The organism is Streptomyces sp. P9-A4 (assembly GCF_036634195.1).
GTDB lineage: Bacteria > Actinomycetota > Actinomycetes > Streptomycetales > Streptomycetaceae > Streptomyces.
The window spans coordinates 339,282-358,919 of record NZ_JAZIFY010000001.1 but is presented as its reverse complement, the minus strand read 5'-3'; the positions used below and the strand labels follow the sequence as shown (position 1 = coordinate 358,919).

Below are 19,638 nucleotides of genomic sequence, written 5' to 3'. Positions count from 1 at the left end.
GCCTCAGATGGTCTGAGCGCCTGAGCGTCCGACCGACGCGACAGCGCGCACGCGCGCGTGGGGCCTGCCTCGGCCGAGGCAGGCCCCACGGCCTGCGAAAATGGGTAGATGATCGAAGCACGGCGGTTGCACATCCTCCGCGCGGTGGCCGACCACCGCACGGTCACGGCGGCGGCCGCCGCGCTCTACCTCACCCCCTCCGCCGTCTCCCAGCAGCTCGCCGCCCTGGAGCAGGAGACCGGCCACCGGCTCGTCGACCGCAGCGCGCGCGGTGTACGCCTCACCCCTGCCGGCGAGATCCTGCTCAGCCACGCCAACGCGGTCCTGGCCCAGCTGGAGCGCGCCGAGTCCGAACTCGCCGCCTACAGCTCCGGCGACGCCGGTACGGTCACGGTCGCCGCCTTCGCCACCGGCATCGGCCTCGTGGTGGCCCCCGCCCTCCGGGCCCTGGCCCGTACCGCGCCCGGCATCCGGGTCCGGGTGCGGGACGCCGAGGGCGACGAGAGCCTGCTCATGGTCCTGGACCGGCAGGTGGACGTGGCCGTCGCCGTCGAGTACCGGGGTGCCCCCGGCGAGGACGACGCCCGGCTCACCCGCCTCCCGCTCTACTCCGAACCGTTCGACGTGGTCCTGCCCCCCGGCCACCCCCTCGCCGGGGACGAGCGGGTCGCGCTCGCCGACCTCGCCAAGGACACCTGGATCGGGCAGTCCACCGGCAACCCCTGCCATGACGTCACCGTCCTGGCCTGCGAGTACGCGGGCTTCGCCCCTCGCTTCGCGCATGTCTCCGACGACTTCCGCGCCGTCGTCGCCCTCGCCTCGGCTGCCGCCGGAGTGGCACTGGTCCCGCGCTCCGCCCTCCGCGGGACCGACCTCAGCGAGGTGGAGATCCGCCCGGTGGACGGGGTGGCACCCACCCGGCGGGTGTTCGCGGCGGTACGGCGAGGGGCCGAGGAACACCCCCTGATCAGCCCCTTCCTCGCCGAACTGCGCACGGCGGCAGCCCCTCAGACGGTCGTCCCGCCGGTGTCCCCGTAGGCCACCGTCTTTCCTCCCACGAACGGCAGCAGCGCGTCGGCCTCCTGTACCAGGGCCGCCCGGTCGGCCGCGCCGAGCGGGCGGAACGGGGTCAGCCGGAGCGTCCCCGCCGCCAGGGACCATGTGCCGCGCACCCGGCCGTCCACCAGGAAGGTGGGCAGCACCCGTGCCTGGCCGGGCATGACCCTCCTCCGGTCCTCGTCACCGATGATCCGGGTCCGGTCAACGTGGCCGAGCAGGACGTTGTCGAAGGCGGGCAGCAGCCGTACGGGAGCGGGCGTCTCGGGGTCCGGCAGCTCGGCGTCGGCCAGATCGATCAGCTCTCTGCCGTCCGGACCGGCGTACCGGCGCAGTTCGGCCGCCATCCCCGCGACGACCTCACCGAGCCGGGTCAGTCCGCACCAGGCCTGGACGTCCTTCACCCCGGCCGGGCCGAACGCGGCCAGATAGCGGCGGATCAGCGCCGCCGCCGAGCCCTCGGCGGAGGACGGCGGGACCATCGGCCGTCCCAGCCAGGCCTCGGCGGGCGTGACCGACACCGCCGACCGGTTCCCCCACGAGCCCCAGTCGCCGGTGGCCACGTCGTGGACGAGAGGCGTGCGCAGCTCCACCTCCCCGGCCAGAATCCGGCCGTCGCGGCCCGGATGGCGCCCCGCGAGCCGCCGGGCCAGCTCCTTGCGCGACAGCGTCCCCCCTCCGAGCAGTTCGAGCCCCTCGGCCACCAGGGCCGCCGGGTCCAGGGCCGTCCTGTTCCGGGTGAAGTGCGGCGCGCCGGCCGTACGGTCGAGCACGGGCTGAAGCAGGGGCCGCAGCCGACGGAAGTCCTCGGACGCCGTCAGGTGCTGGGTACTGCGGAGCAGACCGGAGCGGACCACCCGCCGGTCCTCAAGCAGCGCGGTGAGCCCGGACGGCGTGAAACCGTCGATCCTGCTCCACAGCCCGACGTACGGCCAGTTGGGCTCCTGCGCCTGCACGGCGACCAGCCGCCCGATCACCTCCAGGGGAGTGCGATCGGTGCGCCCCAGCAGGAACTGGCGTTCCAGAAGTGCCCGGTTCAGGGCCCGGTGCGAGAGGGCGGTCACGACAGCCGCACCGATACGTTGCCCCGGTAGGCACCGCCCAGCAGGGAGAGGAACGCCTGTGGCACGTCCTCGATGCCACCGTCGACCACGGTCTCCGGGTAGACGAAACGGCCCTCGCCCAGCCAGCGGCCGAAGTGCTCGCTCCAGGCCGCGATCTGGTCCGGCGTGTGGTGACAGGAGAACGGCAGCAGCTCGACGCCCCGGGCCTGCGCCGCCGCGCGGTCGGGCTGCGGGAAGCGCCGCGCCGCGTCGCCCAGCTGGCTCGACAGCGATCCGCAGAGGGCGAAGCGCGCTCCGGGCCGGGCCGCACTCAGCGCGCCCCGGTACTGCTCGCCGCCGACGAGGTCGAAGAAGACCGTGATGCCGTCGGGCGCGAGCTCCGCGAGCCGGTCGGCCGTGGGACCGTCGTGGTAGTCGAACGCGGCGTCGTAGCCGAGCTCGTCCACCAGGTACGCGGCCTTCGCCGGGCTGCCCGCGCTTCCGATCACCCGCGCCGCGCCCAGGCACGTGGCGATCTGCCCGGCCAGCGAGCCGACCCCGCCCGCCGCACCCGAGACGAAGACCACGTCACCCTCACCGACGCCCGCCACCTCGGCCATCCCGTAGTACGCCGTCGGGCCCTGCGCGAGGTGATGGCCGAGGTCGGGGAAGAGACCGCGGTCGAGCCTGCGGTACGCCCCGGCCGGACCCGCCGAGTACTCGCTCCACCCGGTCATCGACCGGACCAGGTCCCCGACCGCCAGGTCGGGGCTGTCGGACCGCACCACGGTCCCGATCGCCGCGACCCCCACCCGCTGCCCCGGCCGCCAGGCCGGGACCGGGATGGTGCAGTCGGCCCGCATCAGCTCCAGGTAGGTCGCGGCGAGCCCGACGCGGTCGGTGCGCACCAGGACCTCGCCGTCCACCTCGGTCGTCGCGACGGTGAAGTCTTCGAGCGCGGGGGTGCCGGTGATCCGGTCGGTCAGCTGGATCTCACGGGTGATCATGTGTCGGTCCTTGCTTCGGTGGCGTCCGTCGAGATCGACTCTAGGGAGGCTTCCGGTCAGTTTCCGGCCGGAAGCCGGGGGAGGATGTCGGCATGGCGAACACCAGCTCACGGACCCTCAGACTGCTCTCGCTGCTGCAGACCCATCGGCACTGGCCGGGCCTGGAACTGGCCGACCGGCTCGGGATCTCCGAGCGGACGCTGCGCCGCGACGTCGAGCGGCTTCGCGAGCTCGGCTACCCCGTCGGTGCCGCACGGGGCACCGACGGCGGCTACCAGCTCGCGCCCGGCGCCGTCCTGCCGCCACTGCTGCTGGACGACGAGGAGGCGGTCGCCCTCGCGGTGGGCGTCGGCGACGCGGCGCAGAGCGGGATAGCGGGGATGGAGGAGGCCTCGCTGCGCGCGCTCACCAAACTGGTGCGGGTCCTGCCGCCCCGGCTGAGGACCAGGGTGGACGCCCTGCGGGCCGTGACCGTCTCCGCCGGCACGTCCGGGCCGGTCGTCGGCGCGGGGGTGCTCACCGCGGTCGCCCAGGCCTGCCGGGACGAGGAGCGGCTGCGGTTCGGCTATGCGGCCCGGGGCGCCGCACCTGCCGAGCGCGAGGTCGAACCGCACCGCGTCGTCGCCCTCGGCGGACGCTGGTACCTGGTCGCCTACGACCTGGGCCGGCACGACTGGCGCAGCTTCCGTCTCGACCGGCTGACCGGTCCGAGGGCGACCGGAGCGCGGTTCCGGCCACGCGCGCTCCCGGCCGAGGACGCCGTGGCCTTCGTCCGGACGGCGAGCGGCGCCCCGGCCCCGTACACGGTCGAAGTCCTCGTCCACGCGCCCTCCTCGCGGGTGCGGCAGGTCGTCGGCCACTGGGGCACGGTCGAACAGCTCGGTCAGGACAGCTGCCGGCTCACCATGACGTCGACGACCCTCGACTGGCCGACGCAGGCGCTGGGGAACCTGGGCGCGGAGTTCGAGGTGCTGGGGCCGCCGGAGTTCGCCGCGCATGTACGGGAGTGGGGCGCCCGGTTCGTGCGGGGCGCGGGCGCATCTGCCTGACCTCGCCCGGCCCTGACCGGCGGAAGGTGTCCGGCGCCTCTCCAGGCGCGCGCCCTCGCCCGGCGACGCGGGTCAGTCCGCCGAGCGGATCCAGCCCACCGCCTCGACCCGGGCGCCGTCCGCCGGGCGGGCCTCGTCGAAGAGCGGGCGTCCGTCCGTGTCCAGGAGCCGCATCCCGGCGATGTACACCCCACGGCCGACGTACCGCCCGGCCGTCGTGAACCGCCAGCGGAGCCGTACGGGGGTGGCGAGCGGCTTCGGCACCTCGGCCGTCAGCCGGTGCCAGACCCGCCCCGACCAGCCGCCGACCGCCCCCGACGGGTGCGGTTCCGGCGCCTCTCCCGGGCGGTCGGTCACGAAGGGCAGCGGCTCCCACGTCGCCCCGCCGTCGCGGGAGGCTTCCAGGAGGACGGCGCCCGCGCCCGGCACCGTGTCCCACCACAGCGCGCACTCCCCACGCGCCGCGCCCGGCACCGGGGGCAGGGTGAGCGTGCCGGTGGCGCCGGGCGTCATGCCGGAGAACCAGGCGGTACGGCCCCGGGGCGGCCGTACGGCGACGGCTCTGGCCAGGTGGTTCGCGGCGGCGACCCGGGGCGCGGAACCGGAACGCCAGGAGCGCACCGGGTGCACGGAGTTGCCCAGGACGATCAGGAACGTGTCGGTCGTCGGGTCGAGGACGAGACCGGTACCGGTGAAGCCGGTGTGTCCGGCCGTCCGTGGCGTGGCCATCGCGCCCATGTACCAGTACTGCTGGAGCTCGAAGCCGAGCCCGTGCGCGTCGCCGGGGAAGGCGGTGTTGAAGTCGGTGAACATCAGCTCCACCGAGGCGGGGGAGAGGATGCGGGCGGGGCCGTACGCGCCGCCGTTGAGCAGGGTGCGGGCGAGGACCGCGAGGTCCCGGGCGCGGGAGAAGACCCCGGCGTGGCCGGCGACCCCGCCCAGGGCGTAGGCGTTCTCGTCGTGGACCTCGCCCCACACCATGCCCCGGTCGAGCCCGGACCACGGCGGCCGGGCGTCCTCGGTGGCGGCGATCTCCGGGCGCCAGGAGAGCGGTGGACCGAACCGAGTGCGGTGCATCCCGAGCGGAGCGGTGATCTCGTCGTGGAGCAGGGTGTCCAGACCGTGACCGGTGATCTCCTCCAGGAGCAGCTGGAGCGAGATCAGGTTCAGGTCCGAGTAGAGGTACGCGGAACCCGGCGCGTGCACAGGCGCCTCTTGCCACAGCAGCCGCAGCTTTCCCTCCCGTGTCGGTTCCCGGTACAGCGGGATCTCGGGCCGGAACCCGGAGGTGTGGGTGAGCAGCTGCCGGACCGTCACCTCCTCCTTCCCGCCGCCGCCGAACTCCGGCAGATACGCGGTGACCCTCGCCTCCAGGTCGAGCGCCCCGCGTTCGATCTGCCGCACCGCGAGGATCGAGGTGAAGAGCTTGGAGACCGAGGCCAGGTCGAAGACGGTGTCCTCGGTCACCGGGATCCGCCGCTCCGGCGGCAGCTCGACGCCGGTGTCCGTCCTCTCGTCGTACGCCGCGTACCGCACGGCCGTGCCGATCGCCCGGTGCAGGGCGACGGTTCCGCCGCGCCCGGCGAGCAGCACGGCGCCCGCGTACCAGGGGTGGTCGGGGGAGGGGCGGAGGAAGGACTCGGCCTCCGCGACCAGCCGGCGAAGGGGAGCGGTCAGCAGCCCGGCCTCACGGGCGGACCCCCACCGGAGCGTGGTCCGCCGCGACCCGTCCCCGCCCCCGGCCCCGGCTGTGCTCCGGGCCTCGCCCTCGCCCCCGGCCCCGGCTGTGCTCCGGGCCCCGCCCTCGCCCCCGGCCCCGGCTGTGCTCCGGGCCCCGCCCTCGCCCCCGGCCTCGCCCCCTGCCCCGGTCTCCGGTCCCGGCCCCCGCTCCGACCCGGCCCCCATCGCCACCCCAGCCACCTCCCACGACGTGTACTTCCTCCACCCTCCCCCACCCCCGGCGCCCCCGGAACCGCGACAGGCGGGCGAGGGCGGTCCGACAAAGAATCTGACGATGCATCAGAAAACCTCTTCCCTCCGGCGCGCCGCTGCGGCATCCTGCCGCCCATGAAGACGGAGCTGAGTCGCACACTGGGGATCGAGCACGCCATCTTCGGCTTCACGCCCTTCCCCGCGGTCGCCGCCGCACTCACCAGAGCCGGCGGGTTCGGAGTCCTGGGCGCGGTCCGCTACACCGCCCCCGACGACCTCGCCCGCGACCTCGACTGGATGCAGGAGCACACCGACGGCCTGCCCTACGGCCTCGATGTCGTGATGCCCGCCAAGAAGGCGGTCGAAGGCGTCGGCGAGGCCGAGATCGAGGCGATGATCCCCGAAGAGCACCGGGCGTTCGTCCGTGCCACCCTCGCCAAGCACGGGGTGCCCGAACTCGCCGAGGGCGAGGCCTCCGGCTGGCGGATCACCGGCTGGATGGAGCAGGTCGCCCGCAACCAGCTCGACGTGGCCTTCGACTACCCGATCAAACTCCTCGCCAACGCCCTCGGCTCGCCGCCCCCGGACGTCGTCGCCCGCGCCCACGACCACGGCGTCCTGGTCGCCGCCCTGGCCGGCAGCGCCCGCCACGCCCGCCACCACGCCGAGGCCGGTATCGACGTCGTCGTCGCCCAGGGGTACGAGGCCGGCGGCCACACCGGCGAGATCGCCTCCATGGTCCTCACCCCCGAGGTCGTCGACGCCGTGTCCCCGCTGCCCGTGCTCGCCGCCGGCGGCATCGGCAGCGGCGAGCAGATCGCCGCCGGACTCGCCCTCGGCGCGCAGGGCGTGTGGCTGGGCTCGATCTGGCTCACCACCACCGAGGCCGAGCTGCACTCCCGGGCCCTCACCGCCAAGCTGCTCGCCGCCGGTTCCGGCGACACGGTCCGCTCCCGCGCCCTCACGGGCAAGCCCGCGCGCCAGCTCCGTACCGAGTGGACGGACGCCTGGGACGACCCGGCCGGCCCCGGCGCGCTGCCCATGCCGCTCCAGGGACTCCTGGTCGCCGAGGCCGTCTCCCGTATCCAGCGGCACGAGGTCGAACCGCTCCTGGGCACCCCGGTCGGCCAGATCGTCGGCCGGATGAACTCCGAGCGCAGCGTCCAGCAGGTCGTGGACGAGCTGACCCGGGGCTTCGAGAAGGCCGTCGACCGCATCGACCGGATCGCCGGACGGAGCGAGTCATGAGCGCGGGAACCACGGCCGGGCGTCAGGCGCCCGGCGGATTCTGGGCGCAGGCCGCAGAGGACCCCGGCCGTACGGTCCTGGTCGCACCCGACGGCGAGGAGTGGACCGCGGGACGGCTGCACGCCGAGGCGAACCGGCTGGTCCACGGCCTGCGCGCCGCCGGTCTCGAGCGCGGTGACGCCTTCGCCGTCGTCCTTCCCAACGGCCCCGAGTTCTTCACCGCCCACCTCGCCGCCACCCAGGCCGGGTTCTACCTCGTGCCCGTCAACCACCACTTCGTCGGCCCCGAGATCGCCTGGATCGTCGCCGACTCCGGAGCCAAGGTCCTGCTCGCCCACGAGCGGTTCGCCGAGGCGGTGACCCTCGCCGCCGACGAGGCCGGTCTCGCCGCCGGCCGACGGTACGCCGTCGGTACGATCGCCGGCTTCCGCCCGTACGCGGAACTGCTCGAAGGCCAGGACGCGGGACCGCCCGCCGACCGCACCCTCGGCTGGGTCATGAACTACACCTCCGGCACCACCGGCCGGCCCCGGGGCATCCGCCGCCCGCTCCCGGGGAAGCTCCCGGAGGAGACCCATCTCGGCGGATTCCTCGGCATCTTCGGCATCCGGCCGGGAGACGGCAACGTCCATCTGGTCTGCTCGCCGCTCTACCACACGGCCGTGCTCCAGTTCGCCGCCGCCGCCCTGCACATCGGGCACCCGCTCGTCCTGATGGACCGGTGGACGCCCGAGGAGATGCTGCGGCTGATCGACCGGTACGACTGCACCCACACCCACATGGTCCCCACCCAGTTCCACCGGCTGCTCTCCCTTCCCGAGGACGTACGGGAGCGGTACGACGTGTCCTCGATGCGCCACGCCATCCACGGCGCCGCGCCCTGCCCCGAGCACGTCAAGCGGGCGATGATCGACTGGTGGGGGCGGTGCGTCGAGGAGTACTACGCGGCCAGTGAGGGCGGCGGCGCGTTCGCCACCGCCGAGGAGTGGCTGAAGAAGCCCGGCACGGTCGGCCGGGCCTGGCCGATCAGCGAACTCGCGGTCTTCGACGACGACGGCGTACGGCTGCCGCCGGGCGAACTGGGCACCGTCTACCTGAAGATGAACACCGGCGGCTTCCAGTACCACAAGGACGAGGCCAAGACGGCGAAGAACCGCATCGGGGACTTCTTCACCGTGGGGGACCTCGGAGTCCTCGACGAGGACGGCTACCTCTTCCTGCGCGACCGCAAGATCGACATGATCATCTCCGGTGGGGTCAACATCTACCCGGCGGAGATCGAGGCCACGCTGCTCGCCCACCCGTCGGTCGCGGACGCCGCCGCCTTCGGCATCCCGCACGCCGACTGGGGCGAGGAGGTCAAGGCGGTCGTCGAGGCGGCCGAGGGATACGAGCCCGGCCCCGCGCTCGCCGCCGAGATCCTGGCCCACTGCGAGGACCGCCTCGCCGGCTTCAAGCGCCCCAAGTCGGTGGACTTCGTCCCGCTGATGCCCCGCGACCCGAACGGCAAGCTGTACAAGCGACGTCTGCGCGACCCGTACTGGGAGGGCCACGAGCGCCCGCTGTAGGGTCGCCGACCGCATCATCGGGGAAAGCGCGGCTCCCGGCCGCGCCACCGGCGCCGGCGCGGCTCCGGTGCCAGGGCCGGGAGCAGCTGGGACTCCTCGTGGGCGTGAGCCGGTCCGTGCCGGCCTGGTAGGCGGTGAACGCCGGAACCCGGTCGCACTGCTCGGCGTACAGCCGGTCCCGTTCCTCGCCCTCCGTCACCTCGGCCCTCACCCTCGCGCCGCGCCGTCCCTCCCTCCGCGCCTACCCGCTCTTCGACGGACCGCTCGGCGTCAACGAGCCGGCGGCCCGGCCGGAGGCCGCCCCGAGCACCGTGAGCCTGATCGTCGGCGACCTCGCCGAGAAGGGCGTCCTGGAGCGACCGAGGACCCCGCCGGCCGGCGGCGGAAGATCGTCTCCATCGCCGAAGAGCACCGCCCGGCGATCGGCGGCCGGCTGGGCCGGAGCGCCGGCGCCTGGCGCGCGGCCCTCGCGCCCCTCGGCCCGGCCGAACGCGGGATGTTCGTCGGGACCCTCGCCGCGTACGAGCACGGGCTCGCCGGCCCTGACGACTGAACGAAAACAGGCCAAAGCGCTCTTTGTGGCAGGATACGGATCATGAGTTCGAGCACGGCGTCAATCACACGGCAGTGGACCACCTGGGGGCCGGTGGTGGCGGCGCTTGCGCTCGTGGCGGCCTGGGGGCGCGACCTCCCCGGCTTCGCCGTCGGGCTCATCGCGCTCTGCCTCATGGCCGCCGTCCTCGCGGCGGTCCACCACGCCGAGGTCATCGCCCACCGCGTCGGCGAACCCTTCGGCTCGCTCGTCCTCGCCGTGGCGGTCACCGTCATCGAGGTCGGACTCATCGTCACACTGATGGCCGGAGGCGGCGAGAAGACCTCCAGCTACGCCCGCGACACCGTCTTCGCCGCCGTGATGATCACCTGTAACGGCATCGTCGGCCTGTCCCTGCTCGTCGGCGCGCTCCGCAACCGCGTCGCGGTCTTCAACGCCGAGGGCTCGGGCGGCGCGCTCGCCACCGTCTGCACCCTGGCCACCATGACGCTGGTCCTGCCGACCTTCACCACCAGCCACCAGGGCCCCGAGTTCTCCTCAGCCCAGCTGGCCTTCGCCGCCGTCGCCTCCCTCTGTCTGTACGGCGTGTTCGTCGGCGTCCAGACCTTCCGGCACCGCGACTACTTCCTCCCGGTCCCGCGCCCCGGCCACGAGAGCGACGACGACCACGCCGACCCGCCGACCCTGCGCGAGACCTGGACCAGCCTCGGCCTGCTCGTCGTCGCCCTCGTCGCCGTCGTCGGCAACGCCAAGCTGATCTCGCCGACCATCGAGGACGGCGTCGAGTCGGCGGGCCTCCCCAAGGCGGTCGTCGGTGTCGTCATCGCCCTGATGGTGCTGCTGCCCGAGACCCTCGCCGCCGTCCGCGCGGCCCGCAGGGACCGCGTACAGACCAGCCTCAACCTCGCCTACGGCTCCGCGATCGCCAGCATCGGACTGACGATTCCGGCGATCGCGCTCGCCTCGATCTGGCTCTCCGGGCCCCTGGTGCTGGGCCTGGGCCCGCTCCATATGGTCCTGCTCGTCCTCACCGGTGTGGTGAGCGCGCTGACCGTGGTGCCCGGACGGGCCACCCTCCTCCAGGGCGGCGTCCATCTCGCGATCTTCGCCGCCTTCATCTTCCTGTCCTTCAGCCCGTGACGGACCTGTTCAGCCAGTGAAGGCCCCGTTCAGCCCCTGACGACCACCACCCGCAGGGCCGGCGAGCGCAGGATGTCCTTCTCGCAGAACCGGGAGGTCACCCAGCGCTCGGCCCCGTACAGCCGGGTCTGGTCGCTGTAGTGCGGCGACGCCGGGTTCGAGGACTGGGAGTACGACAGCAGGGTGCGGGCCACCGGGCAGCGCCCGCCGTCCCAGCCCACCGCCTGCACATGGCTGGTGCCGTGCGCGACCTCCACATAGCCGCCGCCCGCCGCGTTCCACACGGGCTCCGTCTTGTTCCAGATGCCCAGCGACTCGGTGCCGCCGCTGACCGGGATCCGCTCCCCGTTCCGTACGACGAACTGGTGGGCGCCGAGCGGTGCGTCCAGCGGGATGCCCGCGGCCCGCAGCTCCGCCACCGCGTCGGCGAGCGCCTTCGCGAAGCCCGGGGCCGCGGTGTTCACGGTGTGCGGGGTACGCACCGGGTCGGCCGGCGAGAACGGCACCAGCCACTGCTGCGCCGACGGCACCGTCGCCGTGAACTTCCGCCAGAACCGGTCGAAGAGCAGCGCCCCCCGGCTGTCCGTGTTGACGGTACGGTCCCAGGCCTCGATCACCCGACAGGCCTCGGTGTCGTCCGGCAGCGCCGCCGGGCAGGCCCGTGCCACGTCCGCCGCCGCCAGGTCACCGGCCGGTGCCCGGTTGGCGAACTGCTGGCGCTGGAGGTCGGTCACCGTCAGACCGCCGCGCGCCGCCATCGCCGACACATCCTCGACACCGCCCCGGGTACGCAGCGAACGCGGCGTCGCGACCGTTCCGAAGATCCGCTCGTAGCCGGTCAGCGGCCTCTCGGCATTGGCCAGCCAGGCACTGTCGTTGGAGTTCTCCACGTACGGGGCGTCCCGCAGCAGCGGCATCTTCGCCGGGCCGAAGACGCCCGGCTGCACCGCGTCGGGGTCGGAGCCGAGCGCGCAGTCCGACCGGGAGCCGTCGAGCACCGCGACGCCCGAGGCCGGATAGGTGGCCCGGCCGAGCGGGGTGGAGCAGCGCGCGGCGAGCTCATCGGTGATCCGGGGGAGCACCTGCGCCTGCGAGAAGAGCGAGTGGCCCGCCGAGTCCGCCGCGATCGTGTTGACCCAGGGGAGTCCCTGGGTGCGCTTCAGGGTGTCGGCGATGTCCTGCGTAGACCGCGACCTGGCGAAGCCGAGCGCGGTGTCGGAGCCACGCAGATTGGCCGCGTTGGGGTCGTTGAGCGCGTACGCCGTGGTCGTCGTCCACGGCAGCGGGAGCTGCGCGCCGAGGCCGCCGACGACGGGGCCGTACCGGGTCCACCACTGGGTACGGGCGACGGGCGCGCCGCCCTTGACCGCCACCGTCACCCGGCGCGGGGTCATCCGCTCCGGCCTGCCGTCCACCAGATAGGAGGTCGGGTCGCCCGGGGCGAGCGTCAGCTGGTGCAGGTTGAGCGGGACACCGGTGGCGACGGTGTGGCTCCAGGCCACCTTGTCGTTGAAGCCGATGTTGACGACGGCCGTGCCGAGGAGCGAGGCGCCCGAGACGTTCAGCTCGCCCGGGATGGTCTGCTGCGACTGCCAGAAGCGGCGGCCGCCCTGCCAGGGGTAGTGCGGGTTGCCCAGGAGAAGGCCGCGGCCGTTCGCGGTCGCGGCGCCAGAGAACGCGACGGCGTTGGAACCCATGGTGGCGTTCTCGGGCGCGAACAGCGCGCGGGCGGCCTCGGCGGCCTGTTCCGGGTCGGGGATCTCCGGCGCCGCTCCCGCGCGCGCGGCGGCCGGGGCGGTGGCCGGCGGCCGGGCGGCGGTGATGCCGTCGACGGCCCGGCCCTGACCGCCGAGCACCGACACGGCGAAGCCGCGCCGGGCCACGTCGAGCGCGGTCACCGGGCGGACCCAGTCGGCCCCCGCGCAGGCCGGGTCCGTGATCCGGTTCTTCCGCAGCCAGGCGTTGTAGCCGGCCGCCCAGCCCCGCATGAGTTCCTTGAGGTCGCGGCTCGGCCCGGCCGGAGCCGGCGTCCGCAGCAGCTCCTCGACCGTCCCGGCGTCCCTGACGCCGCGGAAGTACAGGTCGCTGGAGAGGTTCGTGGTGGCGGAGGAGAGCGAGCCGTCCGGGGCGGCGTCCGGGCCGAAGGCGCCGGATCGCTCGCCGTTCACGGTGAGGAAGCCGTCCGCGAGCGTGCAGACCTGGTCGGCGGCCTGGGCCCAGCCCGTACCGAAGCCGAGGTTCGCGTAGTCCTTGGCCACGATGTGCGGGATGCCGTACTCGGTGTACCGGATGACGGCCGAAAGACCCCGGTCGGACGGGTGGTGGTCCCGGCCCCCGGAGTCGGCGACGGCGGCGCCGGGCAGCGTGGCGGTGACCACGGCGAGGGCGGCCCCGGCGAGCGCGAGGTGTCTCAGGCGGGTGCGGAGGTGCAACGTGCCTCCCAACGAATGGATGAACACTGCGGGTTGGAACATGCACGCAGTTGCGCGCCCCCTTGTCAACATGCCGTTCGGTATCCGAGGTCCGGGCAGGTGCGGCGCGCCGCAAGCTACTTGACCTCCCGCCCGGTCCGCGCAGAGGATCACCGCATGGAACGACTCCTCAGCCGCACCGTCGACGGTGTCCTGCGCGCGAGTGCCCGGCGCGTGCCCGACCGGATCGCCGTCCGGTACGCCGACCGGACCTGGACGTACGCGGAGCTGGACGCGGCCGTCTCCACCGCCGCCGCCGTCCTGCGGGAGCGGCGGCACGGACTCGCCCTGCCGGAGTACGCCCGGGTCGCGACGTACGGCCACAACTCGGACGCCTACCTCATCGCGTTCCTCGCCTGCGCCAGGGCCGGACTGGTCCACGTTCCGGTCAACCACCACCTGACCGGCGACGACCTCACGTACCTCCTGGAGCAGTCGGACAGCTCGCTCGTGCTCGCCGACCCCGCCCTCGCGGACCGCGTCCCCGACGGCTTCCCGGTCAAGGCGCTGCGGGACGCGCCCGGTTCGCTGCTCGACGCGCTCGCCGAACCGGAGACGTACCTCACCGACCGCGACGCCCGCGATCTCGCCCAGCTGCTCTACACCTCGGGCACCACCGCACTCCCCAAGGGCGCGATGATGACCCACCTCGCCCTCGCCCACGAGTACGCGAGCGCGATCGAGGCCCTCGACCTGAGCGAGGACGACCGGCCGGTGCACGCGCTGCCGCTCTACCACTCCGCGCAGATGCACGTCTTCCTGCTGCCCTACCTCGCCGTCGGCGCCGAGAACACCATCGTCGACGGACCCGACCCCGCCGTCCTCTTCGACCTGATCGAGGCCGGACGAGCCGACAGCCTCTTCGCCCCGCCGACCGTCTGGATCGGCCTCGCCAACCACCCCGGCTTCGCGGACCGCGACCTGTCCGCGCTCCGCAAGGCCTACTACGGGGCCTCGATCATGCCCGTGCCCGTTCTGGAACGGCTGCGCGCCCGGCTGCCCGAACTCGCCTTCTACAACTGCTTCGGCCAGTCGGAGATCGGCCCGCTCGCCGCCGTCCTCGGCCCCGACGAGCACGAGGGCCGGATGGACTCCTGCGGCCGGCCGGTCCGGCACGTCGAGGCCCGGGTCGTCGACGAGGACGGCGAGGACGTGCCCGACGGCACGCCCGGCGAGATCGTGTACCGCTCACCGCAGCTGTGCGACGGCTACTGGCGCAAGCCCGAGGAGACGAAGGCGGCCTTCCGGGACGGCTGGTTCCACTCGGGCGACCTCGCCGTACGCGACGCCGAGGGCTACCTCACGATCGTCGACCGGGTGAAGGACGTCATCAACTCCGGGGGAGTCCTGGTCGCCTCACGTCAGGTCGAGGACGCGCTCTACACCCACCCCGGCGTCGCCGAGGTGGCCGTGATCGGCCTCCCCGACGAGCGCTGGATCGAGGCGGTCACGGCGGTGGTCGTCCCGCGCGGAGATGTCACCGAGGCGGAACTCCTCGCCCACGCGCGCGAGAACCTGCCCCACTTCAAGGCCCCGAAGCGCGTCCACTTCACCCCGGAACTTCCGCGCAACGCGAGCGGCAAGATCCTCAAGCGCGAACTCCGCGACCGCCTGGCAGAGGCCTGACACGACATCGGTCCCCCTCACGTCACGGCGCGCCCCCGGGCCTCCGCCCCGCGGCCAGGAGACCTTCCGCTCTGCCCAGCAGTGTGTCCAGTACGACCGGATAGGCGCTGTCGTTCATCCGGTCCGCCAGCAGCGGTGCGGTGGCGGCGATGTGGGGATGGGTCTCGGCGGGCAGCCGGGCGTACGTGGAGGTCCACATCTCCTCGTCCGCCTCCCTGACCTCGTCCTTGATGGCCAGCGCGCCCGCGTCCAGGGCCGCGAAGGCCAGTGCCAGGTCGATGAACGCGTGGTAGACGCCCACCGCGTCCGCGTCGCCGAAGCCGGCCCCGCGCAGGACGCCGAGGATCGTCTCGTCCACCTCGATCTCCCGGGGACGGCCGGTGACACGGCTGGCGGTCAGCAGGGCGGCCTGGGGGTGGGCGAGGTAGGAGGCGTGGATGGCGAGCCCCAGGGCGCGTAGGTCGGCACGCCACGCCCCGGTGGCCGTCCAGCTGTCCAGGGCCCGGCCCATCAGCTCCTCGCCGATGGCCCGGGTCAGCCCGTCCAGGCCGGCGAAGTACCGGTAGACGGTGCTCGGGTCGGCGCCGAGAGCGGCGCCGAGCCGGCGCGCGGTCAGCCCGGCGCTCCCGTGCTCGCGCAGCATCCGCAGCGCCGTCCGCACGATCAGCCGCTCCGACAGGACGGTGCCCTGCCGGGTCGGCCGTCGCCTGCGCCGCTCCGTCTCCGGCACCACCTTCTTCGGCATCCCGCCACCCTCTCCGGTCCTTATGCCAACGCCGTAGACCTTAACCGCCGGAGTCGTGTTCCATCGAGGCGTTCCCGGGCATTCCGCCGGGACGGACTCGACGAAATGGTGTGTGACATGCGTGTACTTCTCGTGGGTGCGGGCGGCGTCGGAACCGCCGTCACCCGTATCGCGGCCCGTCGCGACTTCCTGGCCCACATGGTCGTCGCCGACTACGACCTCGCCCGCGCGGAGGCCGCGGTGGCCGCGCTCGGCGAGGAGGAGAGCCGGTTCAGCGCCCACCGCGTGGACGCCTCCGACGAGGCGGCGGTCGGTCGCCTCCTCATCGAGCAGAACTGCGACGTGCTGCTGAACGCGACGGACCCCCGCTTCGTGATGCCGCTGTTCAACGCGGCGCTGGCCGCGGGCGCGCACTATGTCGACATGGCGATGTCGCTGTCCGTGCCGCACCCGACCGCGCCCTACGAGCAGTGCGGGGTCAAGCTCGGCGACGAGCAGTTCTCCCAGGCCGAGGCCTGGGAGAAGTCCGAGCGCCTGGCCCTGGTCGGCATGGGCGTCGAGCCGGGCATGTCGGACGTGTTCGCCCGCTACGCGGCCGACGAGCTCTTCGACGAGATCGAGGAGCTCGGCGTCCGTGACGGCGCCAACCTCACCGTCGAGGGCTACGACTTCGCGCCCTCCTTCAGCATCTGGACGACCATCGAGGAGTGCCTCAACCCGCCGGTCGTCTACGAGAAGGACCGCGGCTGGTTCACCACGGCACCGTTCAGCGAGCCGGAGGTCTTCGACTTCCCCGAGGGCATCGGCCCGGTGGAGTGCGTGAACGTCGAGCACGAGGAGGTCCTCCTGATGCCCCGCTGGGTGGACGCGGGCCGGGTGACGTTCAAGTACGGGCTCGGTGACGACTTCATCGCCAAGCTGAAGACCCTGCGCGAGCTGGGCCTCGACTCGACGGCGAAGGTCACCGTCGCCGGCGCGGACGGGCCGGTCCAGGTCTCCCCGCGCGACGTGGTCGCCGCCTGCCTGCCCGACCCGGCCACGCTGGGGGACCGTATGAAGGGCAAGACCTGCGCGGGCACCTGGGTCAAGGGCACCAAGGACGGCGCCGCGCGCGAGGTCTACCTCTACCACGTCGTCGACAACGAGTGGACGATGCGCGAGTACGGTTCCCAGGCCGTGGTCTGGCAGACCGCCCTCAACCCGGTGATCGCCCTGGAGCTGATCGCCAACGGTACGTGGAAGGCGAGCGGCGTCCTCGGCCCCGAGGCGCTGCCGCCCCGCCCGTTCCTCGACCTGCTCGGCGCGTACGGCTCCCCGTGGGGGCTCCGCGAGGAGATCTGAACCCGACCGCCCCTCGGGTGGGCGACCGAGGGCGCGCGTCCTACTCGGACGCCCCCTCGGGGCCGCGGTCCCTCAGGTCCACGATGCGCTTGATCTTGCCCACCGAGCGTTCCAGTGTCTCGGGGTCGACCACCTCGACCCCGACCGACACCCCGACGCCGTCCTTGACGGCCGCCGCGATCGTCCGGGCCGCCTGCTCGCGGTCCTCGTCCGTCGCCCCGGGGCGGGCCTCGGCACGGACGGTCAGGGCGTCGAGGCGGCCCTCGCGCGTCAGCCGCAGCTGGAAGTGCGGGGCCACCGCCGGAGTGCGGAGCACGATCTCCTCGATCTGGGTGGGGAAGAGGTTCACCCCGCGCAGGATGATCATGTCGTCGCTCCGTCCGGTGACCTTCTCCATCCGCCGGAACACCCGCGCCGTCCCCGGCAGCAGCCGGGTGAGGTCCCGGGTCCGGTAGCGGACGATCGGCATGGCCTCCTTGGTGAGGGAGGTGAAGACGAGCTCCCCCTCCTCGCCTTCGGGGAGGACCTCGCCGGTGAACGGGTCCACGACCTCCGGGTAGAAGTGGTCCTCCCAGATGTGCAGGCCGTCCTTGGTCTCCACGCACTCCTGCGCCACACCGGGGCCGATCACCTCCGACAGGCCGTAGATGTCGACCGCGTCGATCGCGAAGGCCTCCTCGATCTCCTTCCGCATCGCCTCCGTCCACGGCTCGGCGCCGAAGACGCCCACCTTCAGGGAGGTCGACCGGGGGTCCACCCCCTGCCGCTCGAACTCGTCGAGGAGGGTGAGCATGTACGAGGGCGTCACCATGATCACCTCGGGCCGGAAGTCCTGGATCAGCTGCACCTGCCGGGCCGTCATGCCGCCCGAGGCGGGGATCACCGTGCAGCCCAGGCGCTCCGCGCCGTAGTGCGCGCCGAGTCCGCCGGTGAACAGGCCGTACCCGTACGCCACGTGGACCTTGTGCCCGGGGCGGGCGCCCGCGGCGCGCAGGGACCGGGCCACCATGTCGGCCCACATGTCGAGGTCGCCCTCGGTGTAGCCGACGACGGTCGGCCGTCCGGTGGTGCCGCTGGAGGCGTGGATGCGCCGGACCTCGGACTGGTCGACGGCGAACATCCCGAAGGGGTACTGGTCGCGCAGGTCCGCCTTCGCGGTGAAGGGGAAGCGGGCCAGGTCCGCGAGCGTACGGCAGTCGTCCGGGGTCACCCCGGCCGCGTCGAAGGACCGCCGGTAGAAGTCCACGTTCTCGTACGCGTGCCGCAGGGTGGCGCGCAGCCGCTCCAGCTGGAGGACCGCCAGCTCCTCGCGTCCGAGCCGTTCGCCGCTGTCCAGCAGTTCCGTCATCGCGCCACTCCTCCACGGTCGTAAAACGGACGACCGATCATTCGGTAGTCCGTTCGGGATCAGTAAAACCGGAGGTACCCGGGGGTTGGCAAGGGGTCGTGCACCGGATATCGGTCCGGAGCCCGGTCCACGCGCGCGGACCACGGCATTCACTCCGACATCACGCCTTTGTGTGCTTTCCGGCGGGTACGGTCGGCCGCACCGGTCACGGAGGGAAGGACTGGAGCGCCCCCGACGTCAGGGAGACAGGGTCCCCCGCATGCTCGACACACACGTACCCGGCACCGCCGACGCCCCCCAGGTCCACTTCTGGGCCGTGCCCGACCTCACCGGTCTCGACTTCGACCCGCTGCTCGCCAAGCTGCTCCACGAGGACCCCGTCACCCGGGTCCGGCTGCCGCACGGTGAGGGCCACGCCTGGCTCGTCACCCGGTACGAGGACGTCAAGTTCGTCTCCGTCGACCCCCGCTTCAGCCGCCATGCCGTCCGGGGCCGCTCCATCACGCGCGTCGCCCCCCACTTCATCCCGATGGAGGGCGCCGTCGGCTTCGCCGACCCGCCCGACCACACCCGGATGCGCGGCGTCGTCGCCCGCGCCTTCAGCGTCCGCGCCCTGCGCTCCCTGCGCGAGCACGCCCAGGACGTCATGGACCGCCTCCTCGACCGCGTCGAGGAGCACGGGGCCCCCGCCGACCTCATGGAACTCGTGAACCGGCCGTTCCCGCTCGTCATGGTCAGCGCACTCATGGGCGTGCCCGAGGGCGACCGGCCGCTGATGGCCCGCTGGTCCGACGCCCTCCTCTCCGCCGGCGCCGGACGCGAGGCCGGCGAGCGGGCCAAGGCCGACATGGGCCGCTACTTCACCGAACTCGTCGGCCGCAACCACGGCACCGGCCAGGAGACCCTCGCCGCCGTCCTCGCCGACGCCGTCGACGACGAGACCCTCACCGAGCACGAGGCCGTCGGCCTCGCCGTGCTCATCCAGATCGGCGGCGCCCACGCCGTCCGGAACAACAGCGCCAACATGGTGTACGCGCTGCTCACCCACCCCGAACACCTCGCCCGGCTGCGCGCCGAACCCGGGCTCGTACCGCAGGCCGTCGACGAACTCCTCCGCTACATCCCCCACCGCAACGCCGTGGGCCTCTCCCGGATCGCCCTGGAGGACGTCGAGGTCGGCGGGGTCACCATCCCGTCCGGCGACCCGGTCTACGTCTCCTACCTGACCGCCAACCGCGACCCCGCCGTCTTCCCCGACCCCGAACGGCTCGACTTCGACCGCGGCTACAACCCGCACGTCGCCTTCGGCCACGGCCCCCACTACTGCCCCGGCTCCGCCCTCGCCCGCATCGAGTCCGAGATTCTCGTCGAGTCCCTGTGGACCCGCTTCCCGGACCTCCGCCTCGCCGTCCCGGAGGACCAGCTGCGCTGGCAGCGCGGAGCTCTCATCCGCGGCCCCGAGACCCTCCCGGTCATCTGGTGAGAGGAGCGCGAACCCCGTCACCGCCACC

Annotated in this window: 14 protein-coding genes; 8 read left to right on the top strand and 6 right to left on the bottom strand. The window is 73.2% G+C overall.

Annotated elements, in window-relative coordinates; translation table 11 throughout:
- Positions 1 to 108: 108 nt before the first annotated feature.
- Complete coding sequence (locus V4Y03_RS01635) at positions 109 to 1,038, top strand: LysR family transcriptional regulator (RefSeq protein WP_332433693.1); 930 nt, start codon at positions 109 to 111, stop codon at positions 1,036 to 1,038.
- Here V4Y03_RS01635 and V4Y03_RS01630 read toward each other — a convergent pair.
- Together V4Y03_RS01630 and V4Y03_RS01625 are read right to left on the bottom strand one after the other, a co-directional pair.
- Positions 1,008 to 2,120: a winged helix DNA-binding domain-containing protein gene (locus V4Y03_RS01630; RefSeq protein ID WP_332433692.1), complete on the bottom strand. Its 1,113-nt coding sequence runs from the start codon at positions 2,118 to 2,120 to the stop codon at positions 1,008 to 1,010. The genes V4Y03_RS01635 and V4Y03_RS01630 overlap by 31 nt on opposite strands.
- Positions 2,117 to 3,106, bottom strand: coding sequence for an NADP-dependent oxidoreductase (locus tag V4Y03_RS01625; RefSeq protein WP_332433691.1), 990 nt, complete (start codon positions 3,104 to 3,106; stop codon positions 2,117 to 2,119). The genes V4Y03_RS01630 and V4Y03_RS01625 overlap by 4 nt, the downstream gene beginning before the upstream one ends.
- Before the next feature lie 92 nt (positions 3,107 to 3,198).
- Between V4Y03_RS01625 and V4Y03_RS01620 the strand changes: the two genes are divergently transcribed.
- Positions 3,199 to 4,155 (top strand): helix-turn-helix transcriptional regulator, encoded by a 957-nt coding sequence (locus tag V4Y03_RS01620; protein WP_332433690.1) that lies wholly within the window; start codon positions 3,199 to 3,201, stop codon positions 4,153 to 4,155.
- Between the two features lie 72 nt (positions 4,156 to 4,227).
- Here the strand turns inward: V4Y03_RS01620 and V4Y03_RS01615 are convergent, their stop codons facing one another.
- Complete coding sequence (locus tag V4Y03_RS01615) at positions 4,228 to 6,060, bottom strand: serine hydrolase domain-containing protein (protein WP_332437082.1); 1,833 nt, start codon at positions 6,058 to 6,060, stop codon at positions 4,228 to 4,230.
- Positions 6,061 to 6,222: 162 nt separating this feature from the next.
- On the opposite strand from V4Y03_RS01615, the gene V4Y03_RS01610 reads away from it, so the two are divergent.
- The 3 genes from V4Y03_RS01610 to V4Y03_RS01600 all read left to right on the top strand — a co-directional run bounded on the left by V4Y03_RS01610 (position 6,223) and on the right by V4Y03_RS01600 (position 10,596).
- Complete coding sequence (locus V4Y03_RS01610) at positions 6,223 to 7,335, top strand: NAD(P)H-dependent flavin oxidoreductase (protein ID WP_317875793.1); 1,113 nt, start codon at positions 6,223 to 6,225, stop codon at positions 7,333 to 7,335.
- Positions 7,332 to 8,903, top strand: a complete 1,572-nt coding sequence (locus V4Y03_RS01605; RefSeq protein WP_317875794.1) for an acyl-CoA synthetase — start codon at positions 7,332 to 7,334, stop codon at positions 8,901 to 8,903. Before V4Y03_RS01610 ends, V4Y03_RS01605 begins: the two co-directional genes overlap by 4 nt.
- 595 nt (positions 8,904 to 9,498) lie before the next feature.
- Complete coding sequence (locus V4Y03_RS01600) at positions 9,499 to 10,596, top strand: calcium:proton antiporter (RefSeq protein WP_332433687.1); 1,098 nt, start codon at positions 9,499 to 9,501, stop codon at positions 10,594 to 10,596.
- 29 nt (positions 10,597 to 10,625) lie between these two features.
- On the opposite strand, the gene V4Y03_RS01595 is transcribed toward V4Y03_RS01600, so the two are convergent.
- A complete protein-coding gene (locus tag V4Y03_RS01595) occupies positions 10,626 to 13,028 on the bottom strand; it encodes a penicillin acylase family protein (RefSeq protein WP_332433685.1) in 2,403 nt (800 codons plus the stop codon).
- A gap of 156 nt (positions 13,029 to 13,184) precedes the next feature.
- Here V4Y03_RS01595 and V4Y03_RS01590 point away from each other — a divergent pair, with 156 nt between their 5' ends.
- On the top strand, positions 13,185 to 14,693 hold the full coding sequence (locus tag V4Y03_RS01590) for a fatty acyl-CoA synthetase (protein ID WP_332433683.1): 1,509 nt from the start codon (positions 13,185 to 13,187) through the stop codon (positions 14,691 to 14,693).
- Between the two features lie 22 nt (positions 14,694 to 14,715).
- Here V4Y03_RS01590 and V4Y03_RS01585 read toward each other — a convergent pair whose 3' ends face one another.
- Entirely contained in the window at positions 14,716 to 15,438 is a 723-nt protein-coding gene (locus V4Y03_RS01585; RefSeq protein WP_332433682.1) for a TetR/AcrR family transcriptional regulator, read from the bottom strand.
- Positions 15,439 to 15,555: 117 nt separating this feature from the next.
- On the opposite strand from V4Y03_RS01585, the gene V4Y03_RS01580 reads away from it, so the two are divergent.
- On the top strand, positions 15,556 to 16,779 hold the full coding sequence (locus tag V4Y03_RS01580) for a saccharopine dehydrogenase family protein (RefSeq protein WP_332433681.1): 1,224 nt from the start codon (positions 15,556 to 15,558) through the stop codon (positions 16,777 to 16,779).
- A 40-nt stretch (positions 16,780 to 16,819) separates the two neighbouring features.
- On the opposite strand, the gene paaK is transcribed toward V4Y03_RS01580, so the two are convergent.
- Entirely contained in the window at positions 16,820 to 18,127 is a 1,308-nt protein-coding gene (gene paaK, locus V4Y03_RS01575; RefSeq protein ID WP_332433679.1) for a phenylacetate--CoA ligase PaaK, read from the bottom strand.
- A 259-nt stretch (positions 18,128 to 18,386) separates the two neighbouring features.
- Between paaK and V4Y03_RS01570 the strand changes: the two genes are divergently transcribed.
- The gene (locus tag V4Y03_RS01570) at positions 18,387 to 19,610 is read left to right on the top strand and encodes a cytochrome P450 (RefSeq protein ID WP_332433677.1); all 1,224 of its coding nucleotides are present in this window, start codon (positions 18,387 to 18,389) and stop codon (positions 19,608 to 19,610) included.
- The last annotated feature ends 28 nt before the right edge of the window (positions 19,611 to 19,638 follow it).